Origin of the sequence: Fictibacillus halophilus, from assembly GCF_042680145.1 — a bacterium.
Taxonomy (GTDB): domain Bacteria; phylum Bacillota; class Bacilli; order Bacillales; family Fictibacillaceae; genus Fictibacillus; species Fictibacillus halophilus_A.
In genome coordinates, this window is the sequence record NZ_JBHTNQ010000001.1 from 3,146,652 (window position 1) to 3,163,576 (window position 16,925).

Below are 16,925 nucleotides of genomic sequence, written 5' to 3' on the forward strand. Positions count from 1 at the left end.
CACCTCACTCCACCCGAATAGTAGATTCCGTTTCAACAGGTATCGTTTCTCCAAACAACTTTCCCATTCCAGGTGTAATAAATTTGTGCGGATACGACAAGGTAACGGTCACATACTGGCCAGATTCTCTTGTTGAGGAGTCCGGCGTAATTCCAATCTGGAGAAGAGATGGATCTTTTATCTGTACATAATCTCGTGCGAATGCACGGATCTCTTCATCCTCTTTCCCAAGCCCTCCAAGCCTGACCGTTTCCTGTGTAGCAAGATGCATGTGCATATATGTGTAAAACAGCTTCCCAAAATCAAAAATGCCTACAATGAGCAATAGCAGCAGCGGTAGAACAAGAGCCATTTCAACAAGGGATTGTCCCTTTTCGTTTTTCATCATAAAAGGACTCCCTTCATTGCGAGGCAAACCGCTGCTCCGCCGGCAATGGCAAGGCCATACGGATAGGTTTGGGTCAGAGCATCTTTTTCAATAAAAACAGGAATTCTAATGCCAAATTTCCAGCAACACATGGAATAGAGGATGCCTCTTATTCTTTTTATAAATCCCTTTCTGAATAACAAGATTCCGAGAGCAATTACTCCGCCAATCAAACCCATATAGATCGCTGTATAAAAAACAAACAAAGAACCTTTTAAGGTACCGATTAGAGCAAGCAGCTTCACATCACCTGCACCCATACCTCCTAAAAGATAAGGAATGAGCAGCAATCCAAGACCTAGAAAGAACCCTTTTAATGAAAAAAACAAACCGGTCCATCCAGATGCGATTATATGAGAAAAAACGCCGATCATAAGCGCAGGAAAGATGACTTTGTTATAGATTTTGCGGCTTTTTAAATCTGTTATGACGCAGATGATTAATACGAAAATTAAAATGGCATCAAACCACATTGTTATCACCTTCTAATTAAGAAAGTCTTCCTTAATTTTAAAACTTGGCAGCCAGGACACGTGTCATCTGACCGCCAAGTTAGACTGTTTGTTTAAAAGGCTGTTTTCGCAATCTTTGTTGCTCTTGTAAGTGGTTAATTTCCGCTGCAGGATGCTCGCTTTCCGCAGGGCGTGCGGTGAGCCTCCTCAGCGCTATGCGCTTACTGAGTCTCACCTGTCCCGCTGCTCCCGCAGGAGTCTCGCACCTTCCGCTCCAATTAACTTGTCAATGAAGAGTCAAAAGCAACAATCTTTTAGAAAAGAGCCTTTGAAAAAGACCTTACGTTAAGTAACGTAAGGCCGGGGATTGCCTTTTATCCTTCTGTAGTTGGTGCATCTTCTCTGTTTTGTACTAAATCTACTACACCATCGAACATAGCAATAATTTCCTTACGCAACAATGCAAGAGCTCCAACAGCCGCAACTGCAATCAATCCTAAAACTAAACCGTACTCCGTCATTCCTTGTCCTTGCTCTTCTTTAATAAGACCCATTAATTTGTTTTTCATGATTAGTTCCTCCTAGAAATTTGTTTTTGGTTTCAATAAATAGTTTGTGTCCCACTTTGGTCTGGCTTTTGGCGATCGTTCCAGACGGAAGTTCAATGACAGATTCAGCATGCTTGTACAATTTTCCGAACCGTTTTGGGGGTAGGTCTTCATCCATTGCCACAATTCGCTTTTCACTGTCTAAATAAAGTACATCGATTGCATAATTCATAAAAAAGGTATGGATAGAATGGCAAGGTTTGATATGCATAGCACTCTCAGTTGAAAGCTCTTTTGTAAACATGAGCCCTTTTAATCGTTTGGAAAAACGGTATGCCGGCCTTACTTCTCTTGCCAGCAATTCACCCGTTTCCAGGTTAAGCAGCAAGTGTCTCCCACCTCCATTTATGTATATTTTTACTTTTTTACCGAAAAATGGGGTTTATAGGCAAATGAAAAACACCCCGGGCTCTTTCGGTAACTGGCTGGCATAATGTACGATCGAATAGTTCGTACACCTTAGCCCCTGTAGTTTTGCGTCACTGGTTTTCACCAGCTTTGCCTTTATCGAGATTCAGCGTGCTTTGTTGGATTTTATCAAGATGTGTCGATGAATCTGACTTATAACCAAATTCTATCTTTATTACCTGTTATAGGAAATCAGACCTGTTGCTTATTTTTATATTGCAAGTTTTAGTTATTTAAACATATTAAGATTTTTTCAGTATAGGTCCAAGTAACCGCAAAATCTTCCATTCAAATTCAGTTAATAGTTTCATAATAAAAGCAAAAAGCTGATAATTACTTAATATTCAGAAAATATTAATGAGTCCATATACCCAGAATGTCACTTTTCCCACTTACTGAACGTTATTAGGACTATTTAACCTGCATCAATCCATACGAAATATCTATTCTCCGTTAAAAAATGAATAATTTTTACAGGAATATTCGTCTACATATCGAATACTAATAATCTTGTTCTTTTATAGAAAAAAGGGGGCATTACCATGAACGTAGATTCGAAAGTAAAAAAGAAAAAGAATCATTCGAATCGCAAAGCTTATCTTCTTCCTCTTGCAATTGTTCTGCTTTTGGTAGGATTGGTGGTTTGGAACAACATCCGCCAGGAGACTAAACTTCCAAATAAGGACTGGAGCCGATCTGTCAGTATATCGGCTGAATCCATAAGCTCAGAACCGATTGCATTTAAGGAAGACAATCAATATCATATCTACACACATCTTAAAGACGGTATTAAGGCTACCATTTTGGATGAGAAGCTGAATGTTGTTTCCGAGAAAATTGAAAAGCTGCCGATTGATGAGAGAGGAAACTTTTGGACGAATGGCAAGCAGATCGCTTACGTATCGCATGGCGATCTAATCATTCAAGAAGGCGGTAAGCAAACTGTATTAGATAAAGGCGTTGAATTCTTAGCCGATACAAAAGACCGATTTGCCTATACGAAAGGAAATGAAGTTTATGCCTATGAACCTGAGAGCGGTAAAAGCAAATTAATTTTTTCAGCTAAAGAAAAAGTTGCAGAGTTAACAGCAAATCCAGAATCTACTTCTTTTATTGCTGTTGTAGGTGAAAAAGTTGAAATGGAAGCATTCTATTTAACTGAAAAAAGCGGACAATATGAACCGATCTCTATTCTTAAGTACAGCAAAACGCCAACTGATAAAATTTACAACTTCAGATTTGCTGAAGCTGGTGATGACGTTCATATTCTTTATACGTTCTATTCATCAAAACAAGGAACGAAATCATTTAAAACCTTTTACAGTTCAGCACCAATAAACCAAATGAAAGATCTATCATTTACGAGCGTTAATTTTAAAGATGTATCTGAAGGTTACGAGATTGAAAACCCAACTTACCTGAATTTGAACATAGAAGACAATGCACCAACTATTCTTTTCTCTGCTAGAGGAGCAATATCTACTAAAAAAGATGCGGGTAATATCTATAGAGCTTCGTTAAAGAATGATACTTGGGAAGCAACTCGTATCAGTACGACTAACGATTTCTCGATCTACCCTGTAAAAGCAGATGATCAAACTGTATTCTGGTTAAAAGCTGAGTCTGTTCAGGATTATCAAGTTCACGCAGCAAGTCAGGATCCAGCAATAATGAAGAACAGTCAATCCATCAGTAAGCAGGATGTCTACAATGCTTCATTTGACGCTTTTGCCGCTTCAATTGTTTCATTTATCGCAATGACAAATGCATTTGTTTGGATTGTACCGACCATTTTATTTTTAGGTATTCTGTATGTTGTTAGAATTGATGTGATTGAAGAAGAAAAACCGTGGGTGAAATGGGTATCGATTGTGCTCTTTGTTCTAACACAGCTCTATGTGATTCAATCACTGTTTAATAACCGATTCTATACACTTGCACCTGAATATTTAACCTTCGATGGCAGTTCACTTGTCGTTCCAATTATCGTTTCAATCGTAGCGCTTTATGTCATGCAAGCCGTTAAAAATAAGGATTGGGGTCTTTTCGCCCAAGTTTCTTACTTTATTGGAATTACTGTTCTGTTCCAGTTGTTTATCGTTGGAACGTACGTATATTAAACGTGAAAAGCGGAGGATTAATCCCCCGCTTTTTTTATTTATTCTGTTCCAAAACTTTCTGCACTCGGGTATACATAAGGATCTTTAAGAGGTTCAATCTTTTTTAAAGAGTCTATTTTTACGAGAGGAAGCCGGATATGATTAAATTCTGTTTCATCGATAATGCCTGTTACCGTGTACCAAGTATCCGTTTTTAGCTTTGATACCTGATCTCCTTCAACAATTGTTCCGTATACGACTGCATCCGCACTGCAGCAGTTCATAGAGAAACGAGCAATAACTGCCTGGTTTTCCTCCATGCCATTTTCTCTGTAAACAAATCCGGTCGTTTCAATTTCTTTGCCTTTAAATTGATCAAGATAAATGTTAAAGACACTCATTGCATCTAAATAGTGTTCTGAAGTTACAGTAATTTTATCTTTCTTTAATAACTCTTTTCCATATTTCTCATAGTACTCTGTTACATCATACGTTTCTATGGGATTCTCTTTCTTCACGTTCTCTTCCATTTCTTTTAAATAGCCTTCTGGATCCTCCAGATATGCTTCAACATCGATTTCCTCAGATGCAACCACGTTCCCGTCCTCAGTCTTTTGAGCAGGTTTCGCATATAGTCCTGTGCCGTAACGGATTCCCCTTTTCTCAGCAATAGAGCTGTCCATCGCTTTCTCAGGCATCATAAATCCTGTTAACAAGGGAATCACGAATAACATATAGATTAAGAAGTGTTTAATCGGCGAACCCTTTGGTGTATGGTCCACGCCGCACCCGCATCTATCATCATGATGATGCTGTGACCTTCTGAAAAACTGCATAACCCCTAAGGTTCCAAATATCGCAACAGCAAAATAAACAAAGATATGCATTTTGGGAGCTACATAATAAGTAAGTTTTCCTGATGTGATCAGTCCGATCAACAGCAGCATGAAGCCAATCAAAATAATGCCTCTCAAGTAAATATGGAAGTCTTGGTCACTCTTTTTCATGTCAGCTTCTCTCCCATTCTAAAAATACTGAAACACCATTGTTGCCGCAAACACCATGAATGTAATTAATCCCATCAAAACAAAAACGAATCGTGTTTTAAAATAAGCAAACATCATAAACATGTTTTTCACATCTAGCATCGGCCCGTACACCAAGAAAGCGATGATTGATCCAACTGTAAACGTACTTCCGAATGAAGCAGCGATAAAGGCATCCGCTTCTGAACAGATCGATAACAAGAAAGCAAGTCCCATCATCAGACCTGTCGACATCCATTCATTGCTTCCAAGCGCGAGCAAGTCTTTTCGGTCCAGAAATACTTGGAACATACTCGCTAAAAAGGCACCCATGATCAGAAATTTCCCTGTATCAAAAAATTCGTCGGAAGCATGATATAAAGTTTGTTTCCAGCGGCTTTGTGTTAATCCATGAGTATGTTCATGACCTGCCTGAAGCACTTCAGATTTCAGCTGGTTTTGGTTGCGATAAAGGAAGTAAATGATGATACCAATTACAACTGCAACAGCCAAGGCAAGTCCAACACGGCCGTATACAACCGTCATTTTGGTCCTGAATGCATAAAATGTAGACAGAATAACCACCGGATTAACGATTGGCACTGTCAAAAGAAAAACAACACCTAGATGAAGAGGCATACCTTTTTTAATTAAACGCCTAACCACTGGGATAATGGCACATTCACAAACTGGAAAGATTACGCCTAAAAACATCACTGCTCCAATACCTGCAAAAGGATTTTTGGGTATTAATTTTCTGATGTGGTTCTCTGTAATAAAGGTCTGGATAAGAGCAGAAATGAAAACTCCCAATAAAATAAATGGCACTGCCTCTATTAAAATACTTAAAAATACTGTATTAAGGTGCATGATTGAATTAGGGAGATTTTCAAACACGGAATCATTCTTAATCTCTTCCATAAATAGAAAAGAAATAATAAATATGGCCAACAACAAAAGACCAATCATTTCTTTTCTTGCAGAATCTCTAGTTGCAATATCTCTCATCACTCAAATCTCCCTTCTTATCATTTTGGTCCCTTTATGTAATCTAGTAAATTTTATATTTAACCATTTATATTAAATCGTAATAATTACGTTTTGTAAAGAGTAAAAATAAAACCAGGGTTCTTTAACCCTGGTTTGCTAAGCGCTTATACAATGCATGTGTTCCACTATCTTCTTCTCCCATTTCCGCCAATTCTTCATATAGCTTTTTAGCTAAGGATAAGCCTGGCGTCATCAATCCCATTTCTTCGGCTGAGTTCAAAGCAATCGTCATATCTTTAATAAAATGTTTTACATAAAATCCAGGTGCAAAATCACCTTTTAACATTCTTGGACCAAGGTTGCTTAAATTCCAGCTTCCTGCTGCTCCTGATTCAATGCTCTTCAATACTGTTTCAGGATTCAGTCCCGCTTTTTCGGCATATAAAATCGCTTCACAAACACCGATCATTCCAGATGCGATTGCGATCTGGTTGCACATTTTAGTATGCTGGCCAGAGCCTGCTTTTCCTTGATACACGACATTTGTTCCCATTTTAGAGAAGATTGGCAGAAGCTCCTTAAAAGCTGATTCGTCCCCGCCGACCATAATGGATAATTTAGCATCCCTTGCTCCGATATCTCCGCCTGAAACGGGTGCATCCAAAGCTGCAAGATTTTTCTCCGCTGCAGCTTTTTCAATTTTTTGAGCGAGCTGAGGACTTGAAGTTGTCATATCAATTAAATAGGAACCTTCTGTAGCGTGTTCAATAAGACCGTCAATGCCTAAGTATACTTGCTCTACGTCAGTTGGATAGCCCACCATAGTGATGATAACATCACAATTTTGTGCAATATCCTTCGGTGTATCGGCCCATTCAGCACCTCTCTCTAGGAGATCATTCGCTTTTTCTTTCGTTCTTGTATAAACATGGACGGGATGCCCCGCTTTCATCAAGTGGCCTGCCATGCTTTTTCCCATAACACCTGTTCCAATAAATCCAATTGTCTTCAATTCTCTCACTCCTTTTTTCTACATTATAACGAAAGAACAATAAATGAAAAAATCATCGCTTTTTATGCGATGACTTCACCTTGTAAAATTCGTTCAATCTTGATTTGTGCTTGATCATAATCCATGTTTAAATACGTTAACATCGTCATGATATCGTCTTTCGAGTGCCTTTTCAATAAATAAAACATTTGAGGCTTTTCTTTCTTTAATAAAGTCATAATCTCAATAGTAGGCAGCGTTCTGCCCATCGGTTTAATACGTAAAAAAGAGCGGATGTAGTTTGTGAAAACCGGGATGGAATCAACAGTATCTGGGTGCTTGGTTAATAGTTCCTGAAACTTAATTAATGAATCGATCAGTTCTTTATTTCTTTCCACGAATCTTCCCTCGTCCTTTCACAATCATTTATATGGTTCACTTAATGATTAGCCTGTTTATCTTTCCAACTTATTTATCGGCATTTTCTGACAAAGTTCTACAACTTTTTAATAAAGGGGGTCTGACCCCCGACAATTTATTTCCCAGATGGTTTTTAAGGATTTGCCCTAGGCTATTTACTTCATTTCATACATTGCCAGACTGTCATTTTAAAATCTCGCATAAAAAAAGTGTAAGCCGTTTGGTTATTCACCGAACTGACTCACACTTTTTTCTTTATTTTGAAATGATAGATTAGGATCGCTATACACACGAGAATCGTATAGAAAATAAACACGTTGCGGTATACATCTTCTAATGGAAACGCTCTTTGTCCTTCAATCAAGAGCCCCGCAATCGCCACACCAAGTGCTCCACCGAAGAATTGCACAAGCTGGAGCATCCCCATGCCAGAACCTACTTCGTCTTTATTTAAGATTCTAGAATTCTCGTTTGCCAGACTAGAAGTTAGACTTGAAAACCCTATGCTCGTAAACATATAAAAGATAGCTGTCATATAGAACGCTTTTGTTCCAAGGAGCGAGAACAGCACGGCTGACAACAGCAGCGACAGAAGACCCGCACGCATTACAGGAAGATTGCCAAACCGGTCGATCCAGCGCCCGACATATATTGCAGCAAACGCTGAAAGCATGGCACCTGGAAAAATCACGAGACCTATCACAGCCGGTTCTTTTTGGAACAGATTAGCAAGCATTACAGGCATGACAAACAAGAAAGCAAAATGGGTCATGAACGCTATAAGTCCAACAAGCAAAAGAGACACATACCTGCTGTTTTTAAACAGATTAATACGTATAAAAGGTTCCACTTTTTTCTTCGAATAGAATACAAGAATCGTAAAGAACAAGATACTCAATCCAAGCTGCCAGAAAGCGAACGAGGAAAGGTAGAGTAAAAGTGTTGTGACTCCTCCACCGGTTAAAAGGGCTCCAACGAAATCAAACGAACCTGCTCTTCTCTTTTCTACAGGTAGATAAATTTTAAAAACAGGCAGCAGCAACAGCACAAGCCCCGTTACGATAAATAAGAAATTCCATCCGAGAAGCTGTGTGATACCACCACCAATAACTGGCCCGAGCCCAAAGCCAAGAGATGCAGCTGACGAAATAAAAGACATTGCACGCCCTCGTCTTGAGATCGGAATATACCTTGTCGCAAGCACCATTCCGAGTCCAGGAACCGCTCCTGCTCCCATCGCCTGCACCATGCGGCTGACCAGGACAAAAGCAAAGCTGTTAGCAAAATAGCCGATGATCGATGCGATTCCTAAAATCACTAGTCCCGTCATCAACAACTTGCCAATCGGTATAAAATCAGACAAGCGGCTGAATGTAATCGTGGATAAGGCAAACACAATGGAATAACCTGATACAATCCAGGAACCGGCTGTCGGACTTAATTCAAATTGTGAAATGACACTCGGAAGAGCAACATTAAACATTGTTGTATTCATGACAACCAGCCACACCGTTAAACTCCATAAAGGAATAATCCGATTTTCCTGAATTGTGCCGAAACGTGCTTCTTCAGCAGCCATTGTGTTCACCTCTTCCATCTAAACAATATTCCCTATCTTAGCATGAGAAGAAATGATTAATCTCTTAATTTGCTTAATAAAAATTTACACTTAGTTAGATTTTTTTAAGAAAACTTAAATGATATGATAAAGATGGCTAACCGCAGGAGGTATTCACATGAAATTATTACTATTAGGAGCTTCAGGAAGAGTCGGACAAAAGATTGCAGAGCTATCTATTCAAGATGGAATCGAGGTGCACGCTCTACTTCGAAACCCAGAAAGAGTCCCTTCATCTATGTTAGAAAAAATATCGTATACAAATGGAAATGTCTTAAATAAAAAGCAGATAGAAGAAGCCATATCGGGTAGCGATATGGTGGTCAGTGCTCTGTCTACTGACGGAGGAAACGTTCTTTCTGAAAGCATGCCGTTTATTATAGAGGCAATGAAAAATGAAGGCATATCGCGTATTATATCGGTCGGTACGGCAGGCATACTCCAAAGCCGCACAGAACCAGATTTGCTGCGCTATCAGTCTTCAGAATCAAAGCGAAAATTAACGAGAGCGGCTGAAGATCATCACAAAGCTTATACTCATTTAAAAGAGAGCGGTTTGGACTGGACGATCGTTTGCCCGACTTACCTTCCGGACGGTGATATCACAGGAACATATCGGGTGGAAAAAGATTTCTTGCCTTTAGACGGCAGCAAAATCAGCACAGGAGACACTGCACATTTCACTTTTTCTCTTATAAAAGAGCCGCGTTTCTCTGAATCCCGAGTCGGTATCGCTTACTAAGATAAAGCGACATAAAAAAGGCTTTTGCTGAAAAACTCTCAGCAAAAGCCTCTTTTTATGCATAATAAGGTGCAATCATTAAGTAGACGAGTACACCTGTTAAACTTACATAAAGCCATAACGGCATCGTCCAGCGAGCGATCTTACGGTGTTTCTCCACTTGCATGTTCAATCCGCGTGTAACAGTAATCAAAGCAAGCGGCACAATCACAATCGCAAGCAGAATATGTGTGATCAAGATAAAGAAATAAATATACTTAAGCGGACCCTCTCCGCCATAAGATGTCGATTCCGTTAGATAGTGATACGTCACATAAGAAAGAAGAAAGAAAGTCGTACTCGTAAACGCTGCAAAAATAAACCGTTTATGGAGCGTTATGTTCTTCTGCTTAATGAAATAAAGAGCAGCCAGTAAAAAAACGAATGTAAAGCTGTTAAAGATTGCATTCAATCGCGGCAGCAAAGTAACATCAAACGCGATCTCCCCTTCATACTCGGGCAAGAAGAAAAGCACGGCAACCAGTGCATTGATCGCAATCGATAATCCGATTATGAGCGGTGTATAATTACGCTGTTTCGTTTCAGCCATAGTGTATTACTCCTTTTCAAAACAAAATGTAGTTTCACATACCATTTCTACACGTTTCCAACTTCATTTTACCATTCTGCACTCTAATTCCAAACTTAATAACCGCTGAAAACAGCATACCCAGTGCAAGTGTCAATAATTCTTCAAATAATGTACAGTTTCGGTTACCGAAACTAACCTTATCGGGATACGCCCCTAGGTATACAGACCGGTTTTTGCAGTTGATTCCATAATTTTTGGTGCTTAATCCAAAAATTTGGCTGCTTTATCCACGAGTTTGGACCATGAATCCAAAAGTTTTTGCTGTTTATCCACGAGATGTCACTCCTCGACAAGTTCCGCACACTCCATACCCTGCACTCTCTCATATAAAAAGAAAAAAACCGGCACTCAGCCGGTTTCTTCTCATCCCCATACTTATTTAAGCTTTTGCAAACTGCTCCTCATCAATTGTGGCAAGGAACTTCTCTACTTCTCCTACAACTGACGAAACACAGCCTTTTTCAAATGGCGAGATCAATCCTGCCTCTTCAACAAGCTTCGTGAATGGAAGGCTTCCTCCTTTTTGACAAAGAGCGAAATAGTCTTCCCAAGCACTTTCACGGTTTTCAACAGAACGCTTCCAGAACTGAAGTGCACAAATTTGCGCAAGCGTGTAGTCAATGTAATAGAATGGCGAACGGAAAATGTGGCCCTGTCTATGCCAGAATCCTCCGTTTTCCAAATATTCCACTCCATCATAATCACGGTGAGGCAAGTATGTTTTCTCTAGTTCTCTCCATTTCGCACGCCGCTCAGCCGGCGTCGCGTCTGGTTGGTCATACACAAAATGCTGGAACTCATCCACTGCAACACCGTATGGAATGAATTCCACAGCCCCTGTTAAATGGGAGTATAGATACTTTTCCGTATCTTTACCGAACAGTTCATTAATCCATGGATACGTTAAAAACTCCATGCTCATTGAGTGGATTTCACAAGCTTCAAGTGTCGGGAATTGATATTCCGGCACTTCGTAACCACGGCTCGTGTACATCTGGAACGCATGGCCGATCTCATGCAGCAGCACACGCACATCGTTATCAGATCCGTTAAAATTCGTAAAGATGAACGGAGCTTGATAATCCTGAAGATATGTACAATAACCGCCTGGAGCTTTACCTGCTTTGCTTTCAAGATCCATTAACTCATCTTCAGCCATATAGTTAAAAAAAGCACCCGTTTCCTGAGCGAGCCCAGCAAACACAAGCTTTGCCTTATCAACAATCCAGCCAGCATCACCCTGTGGCTTAGGGTTACCTGTTGTGAAGCTGAACGGCTCATCATAAAACTTCAGTTCATTTAGTCCAATACGTTTCTGCTGCTTCTTTCTTAAATTCGTGCAAAGCGGAACAATAATTTCTTTTACTTGTTCACGGAACAACTTTACATCTGCGGCACTATAATCAGTTCTGCCCATGCGGTCATAAGCAAGCTCTGTGAAATTTTTATAACCTAGTTTATGTGCGATCCCTGTACGCAATTTTACGAGCTCATCATAAATAGCATCGAACTTTTCTTCGTTCGATTTCAAGAATGCATTTGCAGCTAAGCTGGCCGCTTTTCTTGTTTCACGATCTGAAGACTGGCTGTACGGTGATAGTTGAGCGAGTGTCAGTTCTTTTCCGTCAAACTCGATTTTTGCCGAAGCCATTACCTTTACATATTCAGAGCTTAATTTATTTTCTAGTTTTAAATCTTCAAGTACAGCGTCTGAATATGTTTTGACCTTTAATTCGGCCAGACGAAACAGCTGGCTGCCCCACTTCTTTTCTAACTCATTCTTATAAGGAGACTGAACAAGCGCCTCATGAAATGCCGTTACCATGCCTTGATAGACAGGAAGATTTTCATCCATAAATGCCTGTTCTTCTTTATAATAAGCGTCCTCTGTGTTTATCGTGTGACGGATCTTCGCTAATCTCGCCTTTGATTCAAAGCTGTTGCGAAGTGATACAACCTTTTTCATTGCTTCGTTCTGTTCATCGGCTGATGACGCATCACGAAAAATCTGCACTGCTTCTTCAAAAGCTTTTTTCAGTTCTTCAACATTTGGTCTTTCATATGTAAATTCACTAAATTTCATGTCGATGCCCCCTATAAATTTTGCATTATACCAATTTCTACAAACCGCCCCCTTTCTCCTGTAATATCCCTTACTTTTTCGGTAGAATAAAGGTAGAAGAGTTTAAGGCGGGAGAACAGATGAAAGAGTTTCAAACAGATCCTTTTAAAGGCACATTCGGGAGTCTCGAAAATTTAGCTGATAAAATCAGTGATGTCTTGTCATGCCCTGTTACCATTGAAGATCAGAACCATCGTCTTCTTGCATACAGTACGCATGAAGACGGCACAGACCCTGCACGAATCGCAACGATTATCGGACGGCGTGTTCCTGAAAAAGTCGTGAACAGCCTCTGGAAAGACGGAGTGATACCACGATTGCAGGAAAGTGATGATCCCGTTCGGGTAAGTTCCATTCAAAAAGTCGGGCTCGGAGACCGAGTTGCTGTATCCATCAGGAAAAACAGCGAAGTCCTCGGGTATATTTGGGTTCTTGAAGTTGAGAAAAAGTTAACCACCGATGACATGCATCTCTTAAAGTTAGCTGCTGTATCCGCTAAAAGCCAGCTTCTTCAAATGCAGATCGGAACAAAAAAGAAGGAAGAAAACCGCCAGGAGCTTTTTTGGAAGATGCTGACCGGCAACCTTCCTCAAGAGGAACGCATTCTGGAAAAACTGCATGAGCTAAATATATTGCCAGTTCTCCCTGCTACCGTATTTATATTACAGCTGGAGGAAGAGATTACACCTGCCTTAGAAAAAGATATCTTGTATCTGGGTGCTGTTAATCAAAAAATTAATGTCCTTTTATCTGCAGCCGACTCGAACCAAATGCTGCTGCTCGCTTCCCCGGTCGGGAAAGAACAGCCGCTCGATCTGGCGAAATCCTTCGTTGAGTCATTTTTCACTCATATGAAAGAGCGATTTTCTGTCTCGGAAATAAAAGCAGCCTACGGAAGTTTAGTTACATCGTTCTCACAAGTAGAGAAAAGCTATAAAGAAGCATCGAGTGTTTTGGCTGTTCAAGAAAAGCTCGGTGGCGAAACACTTTCTTTAACCGGTTATCACGAACTTGGCATTTACCAATTTTTAGATACGATTTATGAAAAACAACAAAGACAAGGCTATCAGAACGAAATGCTTAGAACACTGCAGGAATATGACCGGCTTCATAAGACAGAGCTTTATCACACATTAGAGACCTATCTGACACTGGATGAGAACTTAAATAAATCCTCAGAAGTGCTTCATATCCATATGAATACACTGCTTTACCGGTTAAAACGAATCGGTGAAATCACCAACATCGATCTGAAAAGTCCTCATCAGAAAATCATGATCTACCTAGATTTTAAAATAAATAGGTTGTTCTGAAAGAGTTTTTTCTAAAAGATTGTTGCTATTGAATCGTTTTTGAAAACTCACCTTTGAAAAGTTGATTGGAGTGTAAGGTGCGAGACTCCTGAGGGATCAGGGGGACAGGTGAGACTCCTAAAGGCGCAAAGCGGCAGGAGGCTCACCGCACGCCCCTAGGAAAGCGAGCATCCTGGAACGGAAATCAATACTGCCAAGCACTATCAAAATTTACAAAAAGAACCCCTTGGGAATAAGCATTTGTGAATTATCACAAATGCTTTTTTTGTTTTTCTAGTTTCCTAACAATGAAAAGCTTTTCTCCTCCTTTTATACTGAAACCACAATTGAAAACGCACTCAACGAGTTTACTTATATAGGAGGATTCACAAATGATTATTGGAGTTCCAGCAGAAATTAAAAACAACGAAAACCGTGTTGCGATCACGCCATCAGGTGTAATGACGCTAACAGCGGCAGGCCACACTGTATTAGTTGAAAACAATGCAGGTGAAGGAAGCGGATTTACAAACGAAGATTATGCAGCAGCAGGCGCGCAAATCTTAGAAGATGTTAAAGATGTATGGGCAGCAGAAATGGTAATGAAGGTTAAAGAACCTCTAGCTTCTGAATACAAGTACTTCCGTTCAGATCTTATTCTGTTTACATACCTTCACTTAGCAGCTGAGCCTGCATTGGCAAAAGCTCTGACTGAAAGCGGCGTAACAGCAATCGCTTATGAAACAGTTGAATTTAACCGCACTCTTCCATTATTAACACCAATGAGCGAAGTTGCAGGACGTATGTCTGCACAAATCGGTGCACAATTCCTTGAGAAACCAAAAGGCGGAAAAGGTATTCTTCTTGCAGGTGTTCCTGGAGTTCGCCGCGGTAAAGTTACAATCATCGGAGGCGGTGTTGTAGGTACAAACGCAGCCAAAGTAGCAATCGGACTTGGAGCAGATGTTACAATCATCGACCTTAGCCCAGATCGTCTTCGCCAATTAGATGATATTTTCGGAAACAGCATCCAAACATTAATGTCTAACCCATTAAATATCGCACAAGCAGTTGCTGAATCTGATCTAGTTATCGGTGCTGTACTTATCCCAGGAGCAAAAGCACCTAAGCTTGTAACAGAAGAAATGATCAAAGCCATGACTCCAGGATCTGTAGTTGTTGACGTAGCTATCGACCAAGGCGGTATCTTTGAAACGGTTGACCGCATCACAACACACGACAACCCAACTTACGACAAGTACGGAGTTGTTCACTATGCAGTAGCGAACATGCCTGGTGCAGTGCCTCGTACTTCTACGATCGCACTTACAAACGTAACAGTACCTTATGCACTTCAAATCGCTAACAAAGGTGCACAAAAAGCAATCGCTGATAACCCATCACTAAAAGCTGGACTAAACACAGCTGGCGGTTTTGTAACGTATGAAGCAGTTGCAGCTGACCTTGGCTACGATTATGTAGCTCCTGAAGCAGCTCTAGAAAAAGCGGTTCAAACTGTATAATAATTAATTTCCAAACCTCCCATCTATTTTGGGAGGTTTTTTACATTTAATGAAACCTTAACAATTGACTAACCTTTTCTTAATATTATCCAAATATAATTTCCTTGAGTGACCAAATCATTTCAGGAGGTTCTAATATGCAATTTTCTAAAAAGGCTTTAACAGTTGCACTTGCATCTACGCTAGCCGTAAGCGGCTTAGCTTTCAATAATGCTTCTGCAGAGAACAAAGACGAAAACGAAATCCGTAACGTTATCTTTTTAATCGGTGATGGTATGGGTCCAACTTACACAACAGGATACCGCGCACTTAAAGATGACCCAAAAACACCAATGATGGAAGACACAGCGTTTGATAAGCATTTGGTTGGAATGCAGTCAACATACTCTTCAGATGAAAAAGAGAGTATAACGGACTCAGCAGCTGCAGCAACATCAATGTCAGCAGGTATCAAAACATATAATGGGGCCATTGCAGTAGATATGGAAAAACAAGACGTTAAAACTGTTTTAGAGCAAGCGAAAGAAGATGGTAAGTCAACTGGATTAGTTGCTACTTCTCAGATCAATCACGCTACTCCTGCTGCTTTCGGTTCTCATGATGAATCTCGTGAGAATTATAATGAAATTGCAAATGATTACTATGATGATGTGATTAATGGTAAACACAAGGTTGATGTTCTATTAGGTGGCGGAACGAGCTATTTTGTTCGTAAAGACCGTGACATTACAAAAGAATTTGAAAAAGACGGCTATTCTTATGTAACATCTAAAGAAGAAATGCTTAATGATAAAAACGAACAAATTCTTGGTCTTTTCGCTCCTAAAGGCTTGGATAAAAAGATTGACCGTCCGGCAGAACAGCCTTCACTTAAAGAAATGACAAATTCTGCACTAGACCGTTTAAACAAGAATGATAAAGGTTTCTTCTTAATGGTTGAAGGAAGTCAGATCGACTGGGCTGGACACGACAATGACGTAGTTGCAGCTATGAGCGACATGGAAGATTTTGAACAAGCTTACCAGTCTGCAATTGAATTCGCTAAAAAGGACAAGCACACATTAGTTATCGCTACAGCTGACCACTCAACAGGCGGTATGGCAATGGGCCGTGACGGTGAATACAAGTGGGATCCTTCAGCGATTAAAGCTGCTAAGAAAACACCTGACTTCATCGCAAAAGAAATTGCAGAAGGTGCACCAGTTGAAGAAACACTAAAGAAATATATCGATCTTGAACTTACACCAGAAGAAGTTCATTCTGTAAAAGACGCGAAAGAAAAGAGCGGCGATGTATTAGAAATCGATAACGCTATTGAGAAAATCTTTGATCTTCGTACTGGTACAGGCTGGACGACTGATGGACACACTGGTGAAGACGTAACAGTTTACGCTTATGGTCCTGGCATGGAGAACTTTACTGGTAAGATCGACAATACAGATACAGCTAAAGAAATCTTTGCTATCCTTGAAAAGAGCAAATCTGCTATCAAAAAATAATCTCAATTTTTATTGGGTACTCTATTTAAAAAGCATCCCGTTGTCTATACTACGGGATGCTTATCTATTAGGAGGTGT

Annotated in this window: 16 protein-coding genes and 1 riboswitch; of the genes, 5 read left to right on the forward strand and 11 right to left on the reverse strand. The window is 40.1% G+C overall.

The window, feature by feature from the left end; genetic code table 11:
• Positions 1-4 precede the first annotated feature (4 nt).
• The 4 genes from ACFQ4X_RS15880 to ACFQ4X_RS15895 form a co-directional block, all read right to left on the reverse strand.
• Positions 5-388 (reverse strand): TadE/TadG family type IV pilus assembly protein, encoded by a 384-nt coding sequence (locus ACFQ4X_RS15880; protein ID WP_379836747.1) that lies wholly within the window; start codon positions 386-388, stop codon positions 5-7.
• On the reverse strand, positions 385-900 hold the full coding sequence (locus ACFQ4X_RS15885) for an A24 family peptidase (RefSeq protein WP_379836749.1): 516 nt from the start codon (positions 898-900) through the stop codon (positions 385-387). Before ACFQ4X_RS15885 ends, ACFQ4X_RS15880 begins: the two co-directional genes overlap by 4 nt.
• A 353-nt stretch (positions 901-1,253) precedes the next feature.
• Complete coding sequence (locus ACFQ4X_RS15890) at positions 1,254-1,448, reverse strand: Flp family type IVb pilin (RefSeq protein ID WP_379836751.1); 195 nt, start codon at positions 1,446-1,448, stop codon at positions 1,254-1,256.
• Complete coding sequence (locus tag ACFQ4X_RS15895) at positions 1,420-1,815, reverse strand: DUF192 domain-containing protein (protein ID WP_379836753.1); 396 nt, start codon at positions 1,813-1,815, stop codon at positions 1,420-1,422. The genes ACFQ4X_RS15890 and ACFQ4X_RS15895 overlap by 29 nt, the downstream gene beginning before the upstream one ends.
• An 85-nt stretch (positions 1,816-1,900) precedes the next feature.
• A riboswitch (cyclic di-GMP riboswitch) is annotated at positions 1,901-2,000 on the reverse strand.
• 437 nt (positions 2,001-2,437) lie between these two features.
• Here ACFQ4X_RS15895 and ACFQ4X_RS15900 point away from each other — a divergent pair.
• Positions 2,438-4,015 (forward strand): hypothetical protein, encoded by a 1,578-nt coding sequence (locus tag ACFQ4X_RS15900; protein WP_379836755.1) that lies wholly within the window; start codon positions 2,438-2,440, stop codon positions 4,013-4,015.
• Positions 4,016-4,053: 38 nt separating this feature from the next.
• Here the strand turns inward: ACFQ4X_RS15900 and ACFQ4X_RS15905 are convergent, their stop codons facing one another.
• From ACFQ4X_RS15905 to ACFQ4X_RS15925, 5 genes are all read right to left on the reverse strand, one after another.
• Positions 4,054-5,001 carry a TIGR03943 family putative permease subunit gene (locus ACFQ4X_RS15905; protein WP_379836757.1) on the reverse strand — a complete coding sequence of 316 codons (948 nt, stop codon included), beginning with the start codon at positions 4,999-5,001 and terminating at the stop codon, positions 4,054-4,056.
• An 18-nt stretch (positions 5,002-5,019) separates the two neighbouring features.
• Positions 5,020-6,027 (reverse strand): permease, encoded by a 1,008-nt coding sequence (locus tag ACFQ4X_RS15910; RefSeq protein ID WP_379836759.1) that lies wholly within the window; start codon positions 6,025-6,027, stop codon positions 5,020-5,022.
• A 124-nt stretch (positions 6,028-6,151) separates the two neighbouring features.
• On the reverse strand, positions 6,152-7,030 hold the full coding sequence (locus ACFQ4X_RS15915) for an NAD(P)-dependent oxidoreductase (RefSeq protein ID WP_379836761.1): 879 nt from the start codon (positions 7,028-7,030) through the stop codon (positions 6,152-6,154).
• A gap of 53 nt (positions 7,031-7,083) precedes the next feature.
• Positions 7,084-7,398 carry a hypothetical protein gene (locus ACFQ4X_RS15920; RefSeq protein WP_066294130.1) on the reverse strand — a complete coding sequence of 105 codons (315 nt, stop codon included), beginning with the start codon at positions 7,396-7,398 and terminating at the stop codon, positions 7,084-7,086.
• Between the two features lie 263 nt (positions 7,399-7,661).
• Positions 7,662-8,999 (reverse strand): MFS transporter, encoded by a 1,338-nt coding sequence (locus ACFQ4X_RS15925; RefSeq protein ID WP_379836763.1) that lies wholly within the window; start codon positions 8,997-8,999, stop codon positions 7,662-7,664.
• A gap of 157 nt (positions 9,000-9,156) precedes the next feature.
• Here ACFQ4X_RS15925 and ACFQ4X_RS15930 point away from each other — a divergent pair, with 157 nt between their 5' ends.
• Complete coding sequence (locus ACFQ4X_RS15930) at positions 9,157-9,780, forward strand: NAD(P)-dependent oxidoreductase (RefSeq protein WP_379836765.1); 624 nt, start codon at positions 9,157-9,159, stop codon at positions 9,778-9,780.
• A 55-nt stretch (positions 9,781-9,835) separates the two neighbouring features.
• Here the strand turns inward: ACFQ4X_RS15930 and ACFQ4X_RS15935 are convergent, their stop codons facing one another.
• Together ACFQ4X_RS15935 and ACFQ4X_RS15940 are read right to left on the reverse strand one after the other, a co-directional pair.
• Entirely contained in the window at positions 9,836-10,369 is a 534-nt protein-coding gene (locus tag ACFQ4X_RS15935; protein ID WP_379836767.1) for a DUF420 domain-containing protein, read from the reverse strand.
• Positions 10,370-10,790: 421 nt separating this feature from the next.
• The gene (locus tag ACFQ4X_RS15940) at positions 10,791-12,494 is read right to left on the reverse strand and encodes a M3 family oligoendopeptidase (protein ID WP_379836769.1); all 1,704 of its coding nucleotides are present in this window, start codon (positions 12,492-12,494) and stop codon (positions 10,791-10,793) included.
• A 119-nt stretch (positions 12,495-12,613) separates the two neighbouring features.
• On the opposite strand from ACFQ4X_RS15940, the gene ACFQ4X_RS15945 reads away from it, so the two are divergent.
• The 3 genes from ACFQ4X_RS15945 (at position 12,614) to ACFQ4X_RS15955 (ending at position 16,847) form a co-directional block, all read left to right on the forward strand.
• Entirely contained in the window at positions 12,614-13,846 is a 1,233-nt protein-coding gene (locus ACFQ4X_RS15945) for a PucR family transcriptional regulator (protein ID WP_379836771.1), read from the forward strand.
• A 371-nt stretch (positions 13,847-14,217) separates the two neighbouring features.
• Positions 14,218-15,348 (forward strand): alanine dehydrogenase, encoded by a 1,131-nt coding sequence (ald, locus tag ACFQ4X_RS15950; protein WP_379836773.1) that lies wholly within the window; start codon positions 14,218-14,220, stop codon positions 15,346-15,348.
• A gap of 137 nt (positions 15,349-15,485) precedes the next feature.
• Positions 15,486-16,847, forward strand: a complete 1,362-nt coding sequence (locus ACFQ4X_RS15955; RefSeq protein ID WP_379836775.1) for an alkaline phosphatase — start codon at positions 15,486-15,488, stop codon at positions 16,845-16,847.
• The last annotated feature ends 78 nt before the right edge of the window (positions 16,848-16,925 follow it).

What these genes read in the sequence shown, in the direction of transcription:
- ACFQ4X_RS15880 (WP_379836747.1), bottom strand. Translation starts at nt 388, where the DNA reads ATGATGAAAAACGAAAAGGGACAATCCCTTGTTGAAATGGCTCTTGTT.
- ACFQ4X_RS15885 (WP_379836749.1), bottom strand. Translation starts at nt 900, where the DNA reads ATGTGGTTTGATGCCATTTTAATTTTCGTATTAATCATCTGCGTCATA.
- ACFQ4X_RS15890 (WP_379836751.1), bottom strand. Translation starts at nt 1,448, where the DNA reads ATGAAAAACAAATTAATGGGTCTTATTAAAGAAGAGCAAGGACAAGGA.
- ACFQ4X_RS15900 (WP_379836755.1), top strand. Translation starts at nt 2,438, where the DNA reads ATGAACGTAGATTCGAAAGTAAAAAAGAAAAAGAATCATTCGAATCGC.
- ACFQ4X_RS15905 (WP_379836757.1), bottom strand. Translation starts at nt 5,001, where the DNA reads ATGAAAAAGAGTGACCAAGACTTCCATATTTACTTGAGAGGCATTATT.
- ACFQ4X_RS15910 (WP_379836759.1), bottom strand. Translation starts at nt 6,027, where the DNA reads ATGAGAGATATTGCAACTAGAGATTCTGCAAGAAAAGAAATGATTGGT.
- ACFQ4X_RS15925 (WP_379836763.1), bottom strand. Translation starts at nt 8,999, where the DNA reads ATGGCTGCTGAAGAAGCACGTTTCGGCACAATTCAGGAAAATCGGATT.
- ACFQ4X_RS15930 (WP_379836765.1), top strand. Translation starts at nt 9,157, where the DNA reads ATGAAATTATTACTATTAGGAGCTTCAGGAAGAGTCGGACAAAAGATT.
- ACFQ4X_RS15935 (WP_379836767.1), bottom strand. Translation starts at nt 10,369, where the DNA reads ATGGCTGAAACGAAACAGCGTAATTATACACCGCTCATAATCGGATTA.
- ACFQ4X_RS15940 (WP_379836769.1), bottom strand. Translation starts at nt 12,494, where the DNA reads ATGAAATTTAGTGAATTTACATATGAAAGACCAAATGTTGAAGAACTG.
- ACFQ4X_RS15945 (WP_379836771.1), top strand. Translation starts at nt 12,614, where the DNA reads ATGAAAGAGTTTCAAACAGATCCTTTTAAAGGCACATTCGGGAGTCTC.
- ald (WP_379836773.1), top strand. Translation starts at nt 14,218, where the DNA reads ATGATTATTGGAGTTCCAGCAGAAATTAAAAACAACGAAAACCGTGTT.
- ACFQ4X_RS15955 (WP_379836775.1), top strand. Translation starts at nt 15,486, where the DNA reads ATGCAATTTTCTAAAAAGGCTTTAACAGTTGCACTTGCATCTACGCTA.